The 14,586-nt window shown below is 29.5% G+C and carries 17 protein-coding genes; all 17 read right to left on the bottom strand.

Features of this window, described 5'->3' with window-relative positions; all coding sequences use genetic code 11:
• Positions 1-3 precede the first annotated feature (3 nt).
• Positions 4-2,235 carry a bifunctional glycosyltransferase family 2 protein/CDP-glycerol:glycerophosphate glycerophosphotransferase gene (locus OCV55_RS05055; RefSeq protein WP_147579995.1) on the bottom strand — a complete coding sequence of 744 codons (2,232 nt, stop codon included), beginning with the start codon at positions 2,233-2,235 and terminating at the stop codon, positions 4-6.
• A gap of 14 nt (positions 2,236-2,249) precedes the next feature.
• Positions 2,250-2,642 (bottom strand): glycerol-3-phosphate cytidylyltransferase, encoded by a 393-nt coding sequence (tagD, locus tag OCV55_RS05050; protein WP_032091379.1) that lies wholly within the window; start codon positions 2,640-2,642, stop codon positions 2,250-2,252.
• Positions 2,643-2,652: 10 nt separating this feature from the next.
• The gene (locus tag OCV55_RS05045) at positions 2,653-3,480 is read right to left on the bottom strand and encodes an ABC transporter ATP-binding protein (protein WP_032091380.1); all 828 of its coding nucleotides are present in this window, start codon (positions 3,478-3,480) and stop codon (positions 2,653-2,655) included.
• 9 nt (positions 3,481-3,489) lie between these two features.
• Positions 3,490-4,308 (bottom strand): ABC transporter permease, encoded by an 819-nt coding sequence (locus OCV55_RS05040; RefSeq protein WP_119363195.1) that lies wholly within the window; start codon positions 4,306-4,308, stop codon positions 3,490-3,492.
• Between the two features lie 115 nt (positions 4,309-4,423).
• Positions 4,424-5,056 (bottom strand): orotate phosphoribosyltransferase, encoded by a 633-nt coding sequence (gene pyrE / locus OCV55_RS05035; RefSeq protein WP_032091382.1) that lies wholly within the window; start codon positions 5,054-5,056, stop codon positions 4,424-4,426.
• A 2-nt stretch (positions 5,057-5,058) separates the two neighbouring features.
• A complete protein-coding gene (gene pyrF, locus OCV55_RS05030) occupies positions 5,059-5,769 on the bottom strand; it encodes an orotidine-5'-phosphate decarboxylase (protein ID WP_022001157.1) in 711 nt (236 codons plus the stop codon).
• Between the two features lie 61 nt (positions 5,770-5,830).
• Positions 5,831-6,181 (bottom strand): DUF3783 domain-containing protein, encoded by a 351-nt coding sequence (locus tag OCV55_RS05025; RefSeq protein WP_147579994.1) that lies wholly within the window; start codon positions 6,179-6,181, stop codon positions 5,831-5,833.
• A 49-nt stretch (positions 6,182-6,230) separates the two neighbouring features.
• The gene (rpsD, locus tag OCV55_RS05020; protein ID WP_022001159.1) at positions 6,231-6,836 is read right to left on the bottom strand and encodes a 30S ribosomal protein S4; all 606 of its coding nucleotides are present in this window, start codon (positions 6,834-6,836) and stop codon (positions 6,231-6,233) included.
• A gap of 221 nt (positions 6,837-7,057) precedes the next feature.
• On the bottom strand, positions 7,058-7,699 hold the full coding sequence (locus OCV55_RS05015; protein WP_147579993.1) for a GyrI-like domain-containing protein: 642 nt from the start codon (positions 7,697-7,699) through the stop codon (positions 7,058-7,060).
• A gap of 12 nt (positions 7,700-7,711) precedes the next feature.
• Positions 7,712-8,503, bottom strand: a complete 792-nt coding sequence (locus OCV55_RS05010; RefSeq protein WP_147579992.1) for a MerR family transcriptional regulator — start codon at positions 8,501-8,503, stop codon at positions 7,712-7,714.
• Between the two features lie 114 nt (positions 8,504-8,617).
• Positions 8,618-9,403 (bottom strand): HAD-IIB family hydrolase, encoded by a 786-nt coding sequence (locus tag OCV55_RS05005; RefSeq protein ID WP_147579991.1) that lies wholly within the window; start codon positions 9,401-9,403, stop codon positions 8,618-8,620.
• 10 nt (positions 9,404-9,413) lie between these two features.
• On the bottom strand, positions 9,414-10,694 hold the full coding sequence (locus tag OCV55_RS05000; protein ID WP_147579990.1) for an amidohydrolase family protein: 1,281 nt from the start codon (positions 10,692-10,694) through the stop codon (positions 9,414-9,416).
• A 73-nt stretch (positions 10,695-10,767) separates the two neighbouring features.
• Positions 10,768-11,568 carry an SDR family NAD(P)-dependent oxidoreductase gene (locus tag OCV55_RS04995; RefSeq protein ID WP_032091392.1) on the bottom strand — a complete coding sequence of 267 codons (801 nt, stop codon included), beginning with the start codon at positions 11,566-11,568 and terminating at the stop codon, positions 10,768-10,770.
• A 93-nt stretch (positions 11,569-11,661) separates the two neighbouring features.
• Entirely contained in the window at positions 11,662-11,976 is a 315-nt protein-coding gene (locus OCV55_RS04990; RefSeq protein ID WP_147579989.1) for a branched-chain amino acid transporter permease, read from the bottom strand.
• Positions 11,969-12,643, bottom strand: coding sequence for an AzlC family ABC transporter permease (locus OCV55_RS04985; RefSeq protein WP_267309821.1), 675 nt, complete (start codon positions 12,641-12,643; stop codon positions 11,969-11,971). Before OCV55_RS04985 ends, OCV55_RS04990 begins: the two co-directional genes overlap by 8 nt.
• On the bottom strand, positions 12,633-13,457 hold the full coding sequence (locus OCV55_RS04980) for a tRNA 2-thiocytidine biosynthesis TtcA family protein (RefSeq protein WP_147579987.1): 825 nt from the start codon (positions 13,455-13,457) through the stop codon (positions 12,633-12,635). Before OCV55_RS04980 ends, OCV55_RS04985 begins: the two co-directional genes overlap by 11 nt.
• Positions 13,444-14,577 (bottom strand): cysteine desulfurase family protein, encoded by a 1,134-nt coding sequence (locus OCV55_RS04975; protein WP_147579986.1) that lies wholly within the window; start codon positions 14,575-14,577, stop codon positions 13,444-13,446. Before OCV55_RS04975 ends, OCV55_RS04980 begins: the two co-directional genes overlap by 14 nt.
• Positions 14,578-14,586: the final 9 nt, after the last annotated feature.

Below are 14,586 nucleotides of genomic sequence, written 5' to 3'. Positions count from 1 at the left end.
CCCTTATTTAAAAACTGCTTCAACTGCTCTTTGTGAAGCATTTCCATCATCGATAGAACAGAATTTATCATAGAATACTTCATAACGTTGAGCATATTTTTGATTCATTTCATCAAGACGTTTAATTTGATCAATTACTTCTTTAGTCGAATAAACTAGTGGACCAGGAAGTTCTTTTTCCATATCAATATAGAAACCTCTTAAAACATCACGATATTTATCTATATCATAAGTATAGAATAACATTGGTCTTTTTAAGTTAGCATAATCAAAGAAAACACTTGAATAATCTGTAATACAAATATCAGAAATTAAATAAATTTCAGTAATATCATCATATTTAGATAAATTATAAGCAAAATCTTCAACTCCTGTAACATCTAACGCATCTGCAATATAATGATGTGTTCTAAGTAGGATGACATATTCATCTCCTAACTCTTCTTTCATCATTTCTAAATCTAATTTTAACTTAAATTTATATTGCCCTTTCCCATAGTATTCATCATCTCTCCATGTTGGTGCATATAAAATTGTTTTCTTATCTAACGGAATATGAAGTTTCTTTTTCAAATCTAATGCAATTTGATCTTTATTTGGTGCATACAATAAATCATTACGAGGATATCCAATTTCTAACATTGTTCCATTGGTATACATAAAACAACTTTTAAAAATATCACTTGAAAATTTATTTGCTGCAATTAAATAATCCCATTCTTGTTTTTGACGATAAAATTGAGATTTATAAGTTGGAGAAGCTGCAGTCACCTCTTCTTGATCAAAAGCTAAACGTTTAAGTGGTGTTCCATGCCATGTTTCTAAGAAAACTTGACCTTCTCTTTTTCTAAACCATAAAGGTTGTCTGATATTAAAAACAAAATATTTAGATTTAGCTAAATAATAAGCATATTTCTTCGTAAATCTTTTAACAATAATTCCTTCATAAGGCAGTTTTTCTTTAGGATCATTTAAAACCCAAATAAATTTATATTTTCCTGGATAATTTTTAGCTAAATATTCATAAATATACTTTGGTGAATCCGCATAACTTTTACCCATAAAAGTTTCAAACATGATCCAATTTTCTTCAATTGGTTCATTGATATATTTATGACGATATAAATACTTATTAATTTCATTTTTATTTTTTAACATCTTTTTCATCTTATTTTTAGCAAGATGTTTAGCAATCACTTTTTGTGTTTGTTGTAGATCATGATTTCTAGCAAGTTTCACCATCTTTCTTTGATAATGAGACATATTTTTCAATAAATCATCTCTTACATCCTGCATTAAAATAGACATTTGATCAAATCTTTCATCTCTCCAAAAATCATCTTTAGATCGTCTAATTTTCTTAGCAAAGAAATTACTATAATATTTAATCATTTTAGAATCTAAATAATAACGAATTCTACTTTCTTTATCTACTAAAGAAATAGCATACTTATAGACATTAATAAATTCATCAAATTTAGTTTCATCTTTAATTTGCGACAAAGCTGGTGTATTGATTGGATCATTATGTTTTCTTTTTGCATAGAGTGTTTTGTCATTGAAATCTATCTTATGACCATACATAACAAGTCCTTCTACAAAAGGTAAATCACTATAATAAATGAAATCTTCATTAAAACGTAAATGATTTTCTTCAATTAAAGTACGCTTAATTAAAATATTTAAAACTGAAATATTTCGAATCCCTTTTTTCGCTCTAATTAATAAATCAATTCTTCTTTGTTCATCACTATCATCTATGTCAGAATAATCTTTTTCTAAGAATTTATGATTACGATCATCATCTTTATCCTTCAAATTTAATTCTTCATTTTTTTCATCACCCATGGTTTCAAAAACTTGTTTTTTAAACCATGTGATCCATCTTCTACCAACAACTAAATCTAAATCTTTTTGCATAGCATCTTGAAGCAAACAAGATAATGTTTGAGGCATAATATAATCATCACTATCAATGAAATAAATATAATCTCCTGTTGCATTTTCTAAACCAAGATTTCTTTTTTTAGCAACGCCTTCTTCTATTGAACAAGGAATAACATTCAAAGATATTTTATCTTTATATGAGTCTACTAATTGTTGAAATTTTTGGTCATCTTGACTTCCCACTAATAATGTTTCAATTTCAACATTTTCTTGTTCACTTAAACTTTCTAAACAATCTTTTAAATATTGATAATATCCTTCATAAGGGACAATCACACTAATTTTCATACAACTCTCCTTTATTATAATTTATCTTTTAAATCATCTTTGATTTTAGTTGTAGAAATACCTTCTGTACGAGGTAAATAAACTACTTCACAATAATCTTTTAAGAAATCAAATTGGCCTTTCCAATCATCACCCATAACAAAAACATCAACATCATGTTCTTGAACATCTTTTATTTTTTGATCCCATGATTCTTCTAAAATAACTTCATCTACATATTTAATAGCTTTTAAAATAGCCATACGATCTTGATCACTATGATAAGCTTTCTTACCTTTTTGGGCATTAAAAGCATCACTACTTACCGCAACAATTAAATAATCGCCTAAAGCTTTTGCTCTTTTTAAAATATTTAAATGACCTACATGAAACAAATCAAATGTTCCATATGTGATAACTTTCTTCATCCTATCTCTCCTATCTCTTCATTTTATCTAATAATTTTTCCCAAAAACCAATTTTAGGATTTTGAACAATTCGACTTGCAAATTTTTCATCATTTAATTTTTTCTTTTCTTTTTTCTTTAAACTATTATAAAAATCAACATATTCGGCATACTCATCACATACTTCTTCAACGTCACCATATTCTTTTAAACGTCCACCTTCAATCCACATAGCCTTTTGACAGAATCCTCTTACTTGTGGCAAAGAGTGAGAAATAAAGACAATTGTTTTTCCTTGATCTTTAAGTTCATTCATTTTATCTAAGCACTTTTGAGCAAATCCTTTATCCCCAACCGATAAAGCTTCATCGACAATGATAATATCAGGATTTAAATAAAGTGAAATTGAAAAACCTAATCTTGATTTCATCCCACTTGAATATTTCTTAACGGGTTGATATAAAAAATCACCAATTTCAGCAAATTCAATAACACCTTCCGTAATTTCTTGAATTCTTTTTCTAGAAAGTCCAAGTAATGCTCCTTTAACATTAATATTTTCAAGCCCTGTAAGTTGCATATCCAATCCTGTATTGATTGCAATTAAAGCCTGTTCTCCATTGATATCCATTGTACCTTCATCAATTTGTGAAATACCTGCTAAAATCAATGATAATGTTGATTTACCCGAACCATTTGTTCCTAAAATTCCTACAACTTCTCCTTTAGGAATTGTAAAAGTAATATCATTTAAAGCATAGAATCTTTGTGTAACTGAGCTTTTTGATTTACCATCATTTTTCTTTTTTAATTTATATATTTTTGAAACATGTTCAAATTTAATTGCATAATCTTCCATTATTACCACCTAAATCATATCAATAAATTTATGTTTAAATTTATACATCATCATACTACCAATTGTAAAAATCACAATGACAAACACCCAAAAGAAAAGCATTTGTTTCCAATAAAATAAGATTCCATGATGATATAAGAAACAATCTCTATAACCACATACAATATAATAAATTGGATTAGCTTTCATAATATATCTTACTGTCATTTGCCACCCATATTTGTGTAAACGTGAAATTGGCCATAAAATTGGTGTTAAATAAAGTAATAAACGCATGCACGCTAAAATAAGCTTTCTTGTATCACGAGCTAACATATTTAAAACAGATGTAATCATCGCAAGTGAAATTGTCAAACAAATTGCTGCAAAAAGATAATAAATGAGTTCAAGCCAATAAAGTGAAGGCATGATCCCTTGTGTAAGCAAAAAGACAACTAAGATAGCCATCAAACAAAAATGATTAAACAATTCTTTTCCAACAACTGTAGCTGGTAAAACGGATACCGGAAATTTCATTTTTGTAATGACATTACGTTTAGCATAAATAGCATTGGCTCCATTAGTAATACATGGACTAATAAAAAACCATACCACCATCCCACATAACATCCATTGAATAAAAGGAATCTTTCCTACAGCCTTTCTATTCATAATTAAACCAAACACAAAATAATACGTTATAATTTGAATTGCTGGATTAGCAAAATTCCAAAAAACACCTAATCTTGAATCTCGCATATCAGAAAGCAATTCATATTTTGAAATACAATATATACGATACAAATTTGTAAAGTTTTCTTTTAATACATATCGAATACTTTTAAACATACTTACCTCCAAAAAGTAAACCTACTATTACTTTTACATCATACCACTATTTTTTGCAAATAAAAACAAAAAAAAGGAACAATGGCTTTAAATAACCATCATTCCCTAAAAATACTTATTTATCCATCCATGATTCATCACTTGGATCAACTTTCCAAGCTTTTAATTTTTCCATATCTTCATGTTTAATATAGTCATGTTCTTTTGCTACTTCAATTAAAGTATCATAATTTGATAAAGTCACAAATGGACAATGTGCATTTTCAAAATTAACTGTTGCTTTATCTAAACCATAAGTAAAGATAGCAATTAATCCTAAAACTTCACATCCAGCCTCTCTTAAAGCTTCAACACATTCTAAAGAAGAACCACCAGTTGAAATTAAATCTTCAACAACAACAACTTTCATTCCTTCTTTAACAACACCTTCAATACGGTTATTACGTCCATGAGATTTAGCTCCTCCACGAACATACCCCATTGGTAAATCTAAAATATCAGCAGCTAAAGCAGCATGTGCAATCCCAGCAGTAGCTGTTCCCATTAAACATTCTGCATCTGGGAAATTATCTTTTACAAGTTGAGCAAGTCCTTGTTCAACATCTTTTCTTACTTTTGGATAAGATAAAGTTAAACGGTTATCACAATAAATTGGTGATTTAATACCACTTGCCCAAGTAAATGGTTCATTCGGTCTTAAAAAGACAGCTTTAATATCTAATAAATCTTTAGCAATAATTTTTTTCATTTCTATTCTCCTTGAAAATCTTGATAAACTTTTTTATATGTCGCCAAAGGATCTTGACTTCCTGTAATTGTCCTACCAACAACAATATAGCTTGAAGTAAGTTCTTTTGCCATAGCTGGTGTTGTTACACGTTTTTGATCATTGACATTATCACTTGCAAGACGAATTCCTGGTGTAACTGTCAAAAATTCTTTTCCTAAATGATCATGAATGATTTTTGATTCTAATGGTGAACATACAACCCCATCTAATCCTGCTGCTTTTGCATTTTCAGCCCATTTTAATACAACATTTTCTAATGGTTCATGAATAAGTAACTGATTATCTAAAACATCTTGATCTAAAGATGTTAAGCATGTTACAGCAATACATAATGGTCTTTTACCACTTGTTTTGCCTTCTTCTAATCCTTCAATAGCAGCTTTCATCATTTCAATACCACCTGAAGCATGAACATTGACCATATCAACATCTAACTTAGCAAGTTGTCTCATGGCACTTTTTACAGTATTTGGAATATCATGTAATTTTAAATCTAAAAAGATTTTATGTCCCATTTCTTTAATCATTTTAATGATTTCAATTCCTTCTCCATAAAACAATTCCATCCCTACTTTTACATAAAGACTTTCTCCCTCAAATTGTTTTAAGAAGTTTTCAACGTCACTTTTTGTCTTAAAATCAAGAGCAATACAAATTCTACTTTCGTTCATAAAAACCTCCTTATTATTCTTTTACCATTATACCAAAATTACTACCTCTATTCTACACGATTTATTTATTTTTTTGATATTCTTCTAGTAAATGTAAAACTAATTTTTCAAATGTCCAATTATAATTTGTTGCTGTCACAACAGCTTTTAAACAAAGTGTTGAATTATTTTTTAATTTTGATAATATTTGATCCATTTGTAAAGCTGCAATGTTTGAAAAAACAACAACTGCTGGTTCTAAATTATTCTTTTTTGTTTTTTTAATCTTTTTATTTAAAATATCTTTAACTTTATTTTGTGTCATCTGTTCATTCAATAAAATTATTTCAATGTTCATCAACAAACATAATTGTTTTAATGATTCATAATTTTGAATCTTTTCCTTACAATAAATAATGAGCTTTGCGTTCATAAATTCTCCTTTATATACAAAAAAACAGCTATAAAAGCTGTTTTTCTTATTAACCAAGTCTGTTGTAGTATTCAACGATTAATGATTCATTGATTTCTGAGTTTAATTCAGATCTTTCAGGTAAACGAGTTAATTTACCAGTTAATTTATTAGTATCAACTTCAACGAAAGCTGGAGTTGCAACTTTGTTTTCTAAAGCTTCTTTAATAACTGCTAAATTTAATGATCTTTCTCTTACTTCGATAACATCTCCAACGTTTACTCTGTATGATGGGATATCAGTTTTAACACCATTTACTAAGAAATGACCATGGTTTACTAATTGTCTAGCTTGTCTTCTTGTAGAAGCAAAACCTAATCTATAAACAACATTGTCTAATCTTCTTTCTAATAAGCATAAGAAGTTGTAACCATGGATACCTTCCATTTTACCTGCTTGATTAAATGTGTTGTGGAATTGTTTTTCATTAACTCCATACATATGTCTTACTTTTTGTTTTTCTGCTAATTGTAATCCATATTCAGTTTGTTTTTTTCTTTTTTGTCCATGTTGACCTGGAGCATAAGCTCTTCTGTTTAATTCTTTCCCGTTTTCTAAGATTGAGAATCCTAAACGACGAGAGATTTTCCATTGTGGTCCTGTATAACGTGCCATAAATTTTCCTCCGTATTGTTTTATTTGCATAAAGCAATAACATTGCATAGATCAATCGATAAGTGTTAATATTAAGCATTTCCCATTGCAGCCAGGTACTTTGCAATCATTTGATATTAACGCATTTTTTCAATCCTCTATGTGCTGCTATTCATTTACTGCCTTGTCATCATACTATATATTTATACCAATGTCAAACATTATTTTCATCCATAAAATCTTTATTTTTTGTCGATTTTACATATTGGATGACGAATCACTGTTTTCCATTTTTCCGGAGCATTTTTTCTTGCATCTGATAAATAAATTTCATGATGCAATCTTGATTTACTAAAATCATTTTGATACCCCTTTTCTTGAAGAAATTGATTCATTATTTCTACTGTATTTATTTCATCATCAAAAGATCCTTGATGCATCATTTGCACACATAATCCTTCTTCAAAAGTAAAAAATTCCGCTTTTGAGCAATCTATCTTCTTTTTAATAGTGGCTCTTTTTACTGCCCAATCAAAATCTTTTTTTGTAATAAAGTCAGGAAGTCTAATTACTGAAATCCAGTTAAAATTTTCTTTATGTAAATAATCAACATTTTCAACATTTTCTTGCCACCCAAAACCTTCAAGTGGCGGTACAACAAATTGGTAAAAACCTTTAATTTGATAATCTGTTTTATAACTCATTTTTAAAGTATAAGCTACTGCATAAAGTACTTGAATGGCTTGCCGATAACTCCCGTTTTCTTCATTAGGATTGCCTTTTCCTCTTATAGCAATAAAATTAAATGATGGTACATTGATAATTTCTGGTTTATTTTTAGGTCTATAATATTCTTTGAATTCTTTTTTAAAATCAAAAGCCATCTTTCTTTCCTCCTAAACAATGGGTATTTGAATTTCTGTAAGCCACTCATCAACTGATTCTTTATTCCAAATACCATCAATATAACATTCTCTTGATCGTCCCGATACTTGATAACCATTATCCTCTACATATTTCATAAGAAAACTATACGCCACACCAATTTCATCATAAGCCCCTTTATAAAAGATACTTAATACCTTTGTTGTTGGAATTATTTTAAACTTTATGCGTTCACTTTCTTTACCCATACATTCCACTGCTTCATTGTGTCGAATCAAAATATTATTTTCCTTATGTTCTTTATCTAAATATTCACAAAATTCATACGGCGGTCTTGTACATTTTATATCTGGATTCAATTTTATACATTCACTTGCAAGGTTAGGAATAATTTTCATCATATCCGAATAATTTTTTATCTTTACTTCGCTGTAATAGACAATTGTTTCAGGTATTACTTTCTCAATTACTTGATATTGCATTTCACTAGCATTCAAAAGATGATGAATAATCAAAAGCCTATTTTCAATTTCTTCTTTTTGACTTTTCAAGGACTCTGCTTTAGATATTAGGATTTCCTTTAGATTAATACCTTTATTAGTTGCTTGTAGTTCTTCAATTGTTAGCCCTAATTGACGATAAGACTTAATTCTTGCTGCCTCTTTAAGTTGACTTGTTTCATAAAAACGATACCCTGTTTGTTCATCTACTTTTTTAGGAATCAGAATGCCTTTTCTTTCGTAAAAGCGTAGTGCTTTAACTGTTAAATGAGACAACTTTGAAAATTCTCCAATTTTTAACATTTTCCTATTCTCCTTTCCTATTTCAAATTATGAATTATCCCCTAAGGGGAGAGTCAACATTTTTTCTATGATTAAAAAATACGGAGTGGTGTTCACTCCGTCATTTTATTACTTTTAATCATTTTCTTTTATCCACCCAAAATGTACACAAGCATTATAAATACCATCTTGATCACATGGTGTCGTTACATAAGTTGCTTTTTCTTTTAGTTCATCGATAGCATTTCCCATCGCAATACTTGTCCATTCATCTCTAAACATACTTAAATCATTTTTTTCATCACCAAAAACAACGATATCTTTATAATCACCTTTAAAATGATCAACCATCATTTTAATACCAACTGATTTATCACCTGGTTCTACAAATAAATATTCTTTATGGAAACGACACCAAGGTAATTCTTTTAGTGTTTCTAATTTTTGTTCCTCAGGTGCAAAACAAGCTACATAGACTTTAAAAATTTGATCATAATTTCTAGGATCTAATCCATCTACAACCTCAGTATCCATATAGACATCATGTGTAAAATCATAAAAGCGTTGATCCGGAGCTAATCTTCTTGTTTTATTATCTGGTGAAATAGCCCAAATAAATCCTTTTTCTTTACATTCATCTATGAGATTTAAACATTTTTGATAATCTAATGGTTTAATGGTAATAAGTTCATTATCAATTGTAATTCCATTACCACCATCACTCACCATATTTTCAAAACCTAGACTTCTCATATGATCAACTGCCATTGCATAACTTCTTCCTGTCGCAATAGCCACAAAATGACCTTGTTCTTTTAACATGCGAATTGCTTTTTTTGTTGATTCAGGAATGTATTGTCTTCCTGGTGTTCCTACTGCTAATGTTCCATCTATGTCAAAAAAGAAAAATTTTCTGTTCATAACTAACTCCTTATAAATACTTATCTAATTCTGTTTCTACTGTTTTATTGATTTTTACCTTTGGATGATCAATTAATTTACCACGTGTAAATACTTTTTCAACATATCTTAAAGCTTTTAAATCATCTAAAGGATTTTCACTTACAACGATCATATCTGCATCCTTACCAACATCAATACTTCCTGTAATATTTTCAAGACCAGCGTATTTAGAAGCAAGTGAAGTGGCTGTATATAAAGCAAAACGATTAGAAACACCAATATATTTATGGAAATAATAAAGTTCTCGCCAGAAGTCATATTGACTCACCCATGGACATCCTACATCATTTCCTAAAACAACAGGTATATCATTTTCTAATGCTTGCTTTGCACAATCAATAATACCATTGAAAACGAGTTCACCATTGTATTTTTCTATTTCTGAAACATTGGAAATACTTGGATCAAACAACGCAAACGGAAGTGCTGGTGAAATCGTCGTACATAAAAAAGCCTTCTTTTCTTTAAATAAAGCAATCATTTCATCATCTAATTTTGCTCCATGTTCAATCGAATCAACACCATTTTCTAAAGCTACTCGTACCCCTTCAGATGATTCAACATGAGCAGCTACTTTATAACCAAGTTGATGCGCTCTATCACAAACAGCTTTTACCATTTCAGGAGGCATTTTTAATTCGCCAGGCACACCTTTTTCTTTTGCATCTAAAACCCCACCAGTAATCATAAGTTTAATCAAATCAACATTTTGACTTTTTGCTTTATCCACTAAAGCTAGAGCTTCTTCATTATTATGGGCAGCAATGGCGACTGATCCTGCCATATGACCATGAGGAACAGAAATTCCCTCATTGCTGGCAACAATTCTTGGACCAATAACTTTTCTCTTTAAAATTTCATCTCTGAATTTAGAATCATAATGAGCAATTCCTCCAACTGTACGAATTGTTGTTACCCCACTCATTAATTCGATCTTAGCGAAATTAGAAACCACTTTATACGTAATTTTTCGTGATAATGGATTAGACATCAACATTTTAACTGTCTTTTCATTATCTTTTTGTTTCTTTTGTGGTTTTCCATTTCCTGCAAGATGAACATGCATGTTGATGAGTCCTGGTAAAATATATTTTCCTTGTAAATCAATAATTTGATAAGATTTATCTAAATTACGATAAGGTTCAATAGCCACAATTTTTTCATTTTCAATAAAAATTGCTTTCCCTGTTTCTACTTCCATATCCTGATGACCATTTAAAATTTTTCCATTAATTAATGCATACTTCATAACCATTCCTTCTTTCCTATATATTCATTATAAAAGAATACATAAAAAAATCACTCCTAAGAGTGATTAATTATTAAGGTCTTAATCCAAGTCCACCTTCTAATGTAAGTGTTTCTCCTGTCATATATTTAAAATCAGGATTAGCAAGTTGTACACAGACACGTCCAATTTCTAATTCATTATTTCCAAAATGTCCCATTGGTGGTGTTTTAACATTTGCTTTGAAGGCTTCTGGATATGCTTTTTCAAATTGTTCTAATTGTGCCGTCCAAGCTAAAGGACATACCACATTGACATTGATTCCATCTTTCGCCCATTCATTAGCAGCTACACGTGTTAATCCACGGATTCCTTCTTTGGCAGCAGCATATGAACATTGTCCATAGTTTCCAAATAATCCTGCTCCAGAAGCAAAGTTGACAACTGATCCTTTTGTTTCTTTTAAATATGGATAACATGCTTTCATATAATAGAAGGCTGCATAGAGTCCCGAATACATTGCTAGATCAAATTGTTCTGTTGTATGATCAGCTAATGTTACCCCTGATGCTGATGCTTGCGCATTATTGATCAAAACATCGATTCTTCCATAAGTATCCATTGCTTGTTTAACAACATTGTTAACAACGGCTTCATTATCAGCACCAGCATTGACATCTGCTTGAACTGTTAAAACTTTGATACCATATAATCTTTCTAATTCTTCTTTAGCAGCTTCTAATTTTTTAACATTACGTCCTGTAATGACAAGATTAGCTCCTTCTTTAGCATAAGCTGTCGCAATTCCATAACCAATAGAACCACAACTTCCATCTTCTAAGACAGCACGTCCTGCTCCTGTAATAATTGCTGTTTTACCTGTTAAAAATCCCATTTATATTTCCTCCTTAAATACAATTTTTAAGTGTTGATATAATTATAGCACTACCAAAATAAAAAATCTATAGCTTGTGATATTTTTAACAAACTATAGACGGATAAAAATCATGTAAACAAGAGTTGATAAAATAATGCTTAAAAAAGTATTCTTTTTCCATTTATAAGAAAAAACAACTGTTAAACACGCTAAAAGATAAGGAATAAAAAGTGTTGTTAATTGCGTTTTTAAATCTTTTAGACAATAAACAATAAGAACTGCCATAATAGTCATTGGTAAATGCTTTTCTAGTTTTTCAAACCATTTAGGAAGTTCTTTTTCTTTAAACAAAAGAAAAGGAAAAGCTCTTAATAAAAAAGTAATTAAAGCAGAAAGAATAATTGCTGAAAGTACATAACTATTCATAAGATGTTCCTCCTTGTTTAACAAGTAAAATCATTGAAGAAATAATCAATGAAAGTAACATAAAGTTTTGACTGCCAAAAACAATCAAACAAATAATAGCGATAACAATTCCTACAACAGCAGGAAAATGATCTTTATTTTTCTCTAATTGATCCATAAAAATAATAATAAACAAGGCTGTCATACAAAAATCAATTCCTGTTAAATCAAACGGAATCAAATTACCAAGTACCGCTCCTAAAACAGTTCCAATAAGCCAATAACATCTTGAAAAAAGTGCGATATAAAACATAACTTGTTCTTTATCTTGATCTTCTAGATTACAATTAACCGCATAAGTTTCATCAGTCATGGTAAAAATCATATACCATTTTTGCTTCATTTTATTAAAAACATCTATAAAAGATAAACTATAAAAAAGTTGTCGGCTATTCATTAAAAGAGTTGTAACACCAATTGCAAGTAAAGAAGTTCCCCCACTTAATAAAGTAATCAAAAGAAATTGAAAAGCACCCGTATAAATCAAAAAACTCACAAGTAATGCTACATACCAAGAAAAGCCCGCTTCGTTCATCATCACTCCACAAGCAATCGATACAAAAAGATAACTACACATAATAGGTATCGATTTTTCAAAAGCTTTTTTTATAATTTCTTTATTTTTCATAATCCTCTAAAAAGCTATGGTAAACTTTATCCTTTTTCGTTCCTAAAATACAATCTAAATTAACATTATCTAAAGCTTTAAAAATATTTTGATCAACATTTAGGTTTACTTGTTTCATTGTTTTAATGAGTTCTTTGACTTCTTTTCTTTTACTTGTTCCATCATTAATTAAAAAACATCCTTCAGTAAAACGACATGCACAATTGATAAAAGTCAAATCATTATGTTTACGCCAAGAAATAATACTTTCTTCTTTTACTAAATATAAAGGGCGAATAAGCTCTAATCCCTCAAAGTTTTCACTATGTAATTTAGGCATCATCGTTTTGATTTCAGAACCATAAAACATCGAAAGAAGTATTGTTTCAATCACATCATCAAAGTGATGTCCTAAAGCAATTTTATTACATCCTAACTCTTGTGCTTTACTATAAAGATAGCCCCTTCTCATCTTTGCACATAAATAACATGGACTTTTATCAACTATTGAAACCACATCAAAAATATTACTTTCAAAGATTTTAATAGGTACATTCAATAAATCTGCATTATCTTCAATAAAATCACGATTATAACTGTTATATCCTGGATCCATCACAACATAATGAGCTTCAAAAGGAACACGCCCATGTCTTTGTAATTCTTGAATACACTTAGCCATTAAAAAAGAATCTTTTCCACCGCTAATACAAACCATAATTTTATCATTTTCTTGGATAAGTTGATAATTTTTAACAGCTTTTATAAATTTAGACCAAATTTCTTTACGATATGTTTTTATGATACTTCTTTCTATTTCTTTATATTTTTCCATTTCCAAAGCACTCCTTGTAACATTGATCAAAGATTTTTAGAAAATCTTGAACTTCTTTTTCTGTTGTTAAATGCGATAAACTAATTCTAAAAGAAGACATCGCTCTTTGACGATCTTGATAAAGCGCATAAACCATTTTAGAAGGTGTTTCTACAGGACAACATGAAGTTTTAGTAGAAATATAGATACCTTGTTGATCGAGCATTTGTGCAAATTTTGTAGCTTTCATTCCTTTTAAGGAAATATTAATAACATGAGGTAAAGAATATTTTGTACGATTTATTAATACTTGATCATATTGTTTTAATTGTTCAAGCATTTGATGATTGATTGATTTTACATAAATTTCTCGTTCTTGTTGTTTGGAAAGAGCAATCTCTAAAGCTTTTTCAATCGATACAATATGTGCCAGTTCAGGCGTTCCACTTCTAAAAACAGTTGTTGACTTTCCCCCATCAATTTGTGTTTTTAAACCAACTTTTTTCTTTTTAATTAACATACCAGTTCCCAACATACCATAAAACTTATGAGGTGCAATAGTAATCAAATCAACATTTCGATAATCAATAGCTACTTTACCAATTGCTTGAGAAGCATCACTATGAAAAAAACAATATTTATAATCTTTTAAAACTTCTCCAATTTCTTCAATCGGTTGTCTAATTCCAAGTTCACTATCCACACTACAAACACTTACTAAAATCGTATCTTCTTGAATCATTGATTTCATTTTTTCAACATTGACTTGTCCATCTTCTTTTAAAGGAATCATTTCAACAATAAAACCATTTTCTTGCATTTTTGTAAGACTTGATAAAATTGAATTATGTTCTAAAGGTGAAATTAAAACATGTTTACCTCGATGTTTATATCTTTCTAAAATACCTTTGATTGCAAGGTTATTGGCTTCACTAGCTCCTGATGTATAAATGATTTCTTCAGGTAAAACATGTAATTGTTCAGCAATGTGCTTTGTTGTTTGATCAATAACTTCTTTTGCTTGTAATCCTAGTGTATGACTTGCATTAGGATTAGCAAAATATTTCATGGTTGCTTGATAATACGTATCAAGTACTTCTTTTTCTATTGGTGTATTGGCTGCATAGTCTAAATAAATCATAAGGTACCT

Origin of the sequence: [Clostridium] ammoniilyticum (assembly GCF_025566905.1) — a bacterium.
Classification (GTDB): domain Bacteria; phylum Bacillota_I; class Bacilli_A; order Erysipelotrichales; family Coprobacillaceae; genus Faecalibacillus; species Faecalibacillus intestinalis.
The sequence above is the reverse complement of the archived record's forward strand: the minus strand, read 5'-3'. Positions and strand labels throughout refer to the sequence as shown.

Excerpts from the sequence above, each read along its gene's own strand:
- OCV55_RS05055 (WP_147579995.1), bottom strand. The coding sequence starts at position 2,235 with ATGAAAATTAGTGTGATTGTCCCTTATGAAGGATATTATCAATATTTA.
- tagD (WP_032091379.1), bottom strand. The coding sequence starts at position 2,642 with ATGAAGAAAGTTATCACATATGGAACATTTGATTTGTTTCATGTAGGT.
- OCV55_RS05045 (WP_032091380.1), bottom strand. The coding sequence starts at position 3,480 with ATGGAAGATTATGCAATTAAATTTGAACATGTTTCAAAAATATATAAA.
- OCV55_RS05040 (WP_119363195.1), bottom strand. The coding sequence starts at position 4,308 with ATGTTTAAAAGTATTCGATATGTATTAAAAGAAAACTTTACAAATTTG.
- pyrE (WP_032091382.1), bottom strand. The coding sequence starts at position 5,056 with ATGAAAAAAATTATTGCTAAAGATTTATTAGATATTAAAGCTGTCTTT.
- pyrF (WP_022001157.1), bottom strand. The coding sequence starts at position 5,769 with ATGAACGAAAGTAGAATTTGTATTGCTCTTGATTTTAAGACAAAAAGT.
- OCV55_RS05025 (WP_147579994.1), bottom strand. The coding sequence starts at position 6,181 with ATGAACGCAAAGCTCATTATTTATTGTAAGGAAAAGATTCAAAATTAT.
- rpsD (WP_022001159.1), bottom strand. The coding sequence starts at position 6,836 with ATGGCACGTTATACAGGACCACAATGGAAAATCTCTCGTCGTTTAGGA.
- OCV55_RS05015 (WP_147579993.1), bottom strand. The coding sequence starts at position 7,699 with ATGGCTTTTGATTTTAAAAAAGAATTCAAAGAATATTATAGACCTAAA.
- OCV55_RS05010 (WP_147579992.1), bottom strand. The coding sequence starts at position 8,503 with ATGTTAAAAATTGGAGAATTTTCAAAGTTGTCTCATTTAACAGTTAAA.
- OCV55_RS05005 (WP_147579991.1), bottom strand. The coding sequence starts at position 9,403 with ATGAACAGAAAATTTTTCTTTTTTGACATAGATGGAACATTAGCAGTA.
- OCV55_RS05000 (WP_147579990.1), bottom strand. The coding sequence starts at position 10,694 with ATGAAGTATGCATTAATTAATGGAAAAATTTTAAATGGTCATCAGGAT.
- OCV55_RS04995 (WP_032091392.1), bottom strand. The coding sequence starts at position 11,568 with ATGGGATTTTTAACAGGTAAAACAGCAATTATTACAGGAGCAGGACGT.
- OCV55_RS04990 (WP_147579989.1), bottom strand. The coding sequence starts at position 11,976 with ATGAATAGTTATGTACTTTCAGCAATTATTCTTTCTGCTTTAATTACT.
- OCV55_RS04985 (WP_267309821.1), bottom strand. The coding sequence starts at position 12,643 with ATGAAAAATAAAGAAATTATAAAAAAAGCTTTTGAAAAATCGATACCT.
- OCV55_RS04980 (WP_147579987.1), bottom strand. The coding sequence starts at position 13,457 with ATGGAAAAATATAAAGAAATAGAAAGAAGTATCATAAAAACATATCGT.
- OCV55_RS04975 (WP_147579986.1), bottom strand. The coding sequence starts at position 14,577 with ATGATTTATTTAGACTATGCAGCCAATACACCAATAGAAAAAGAAGTA.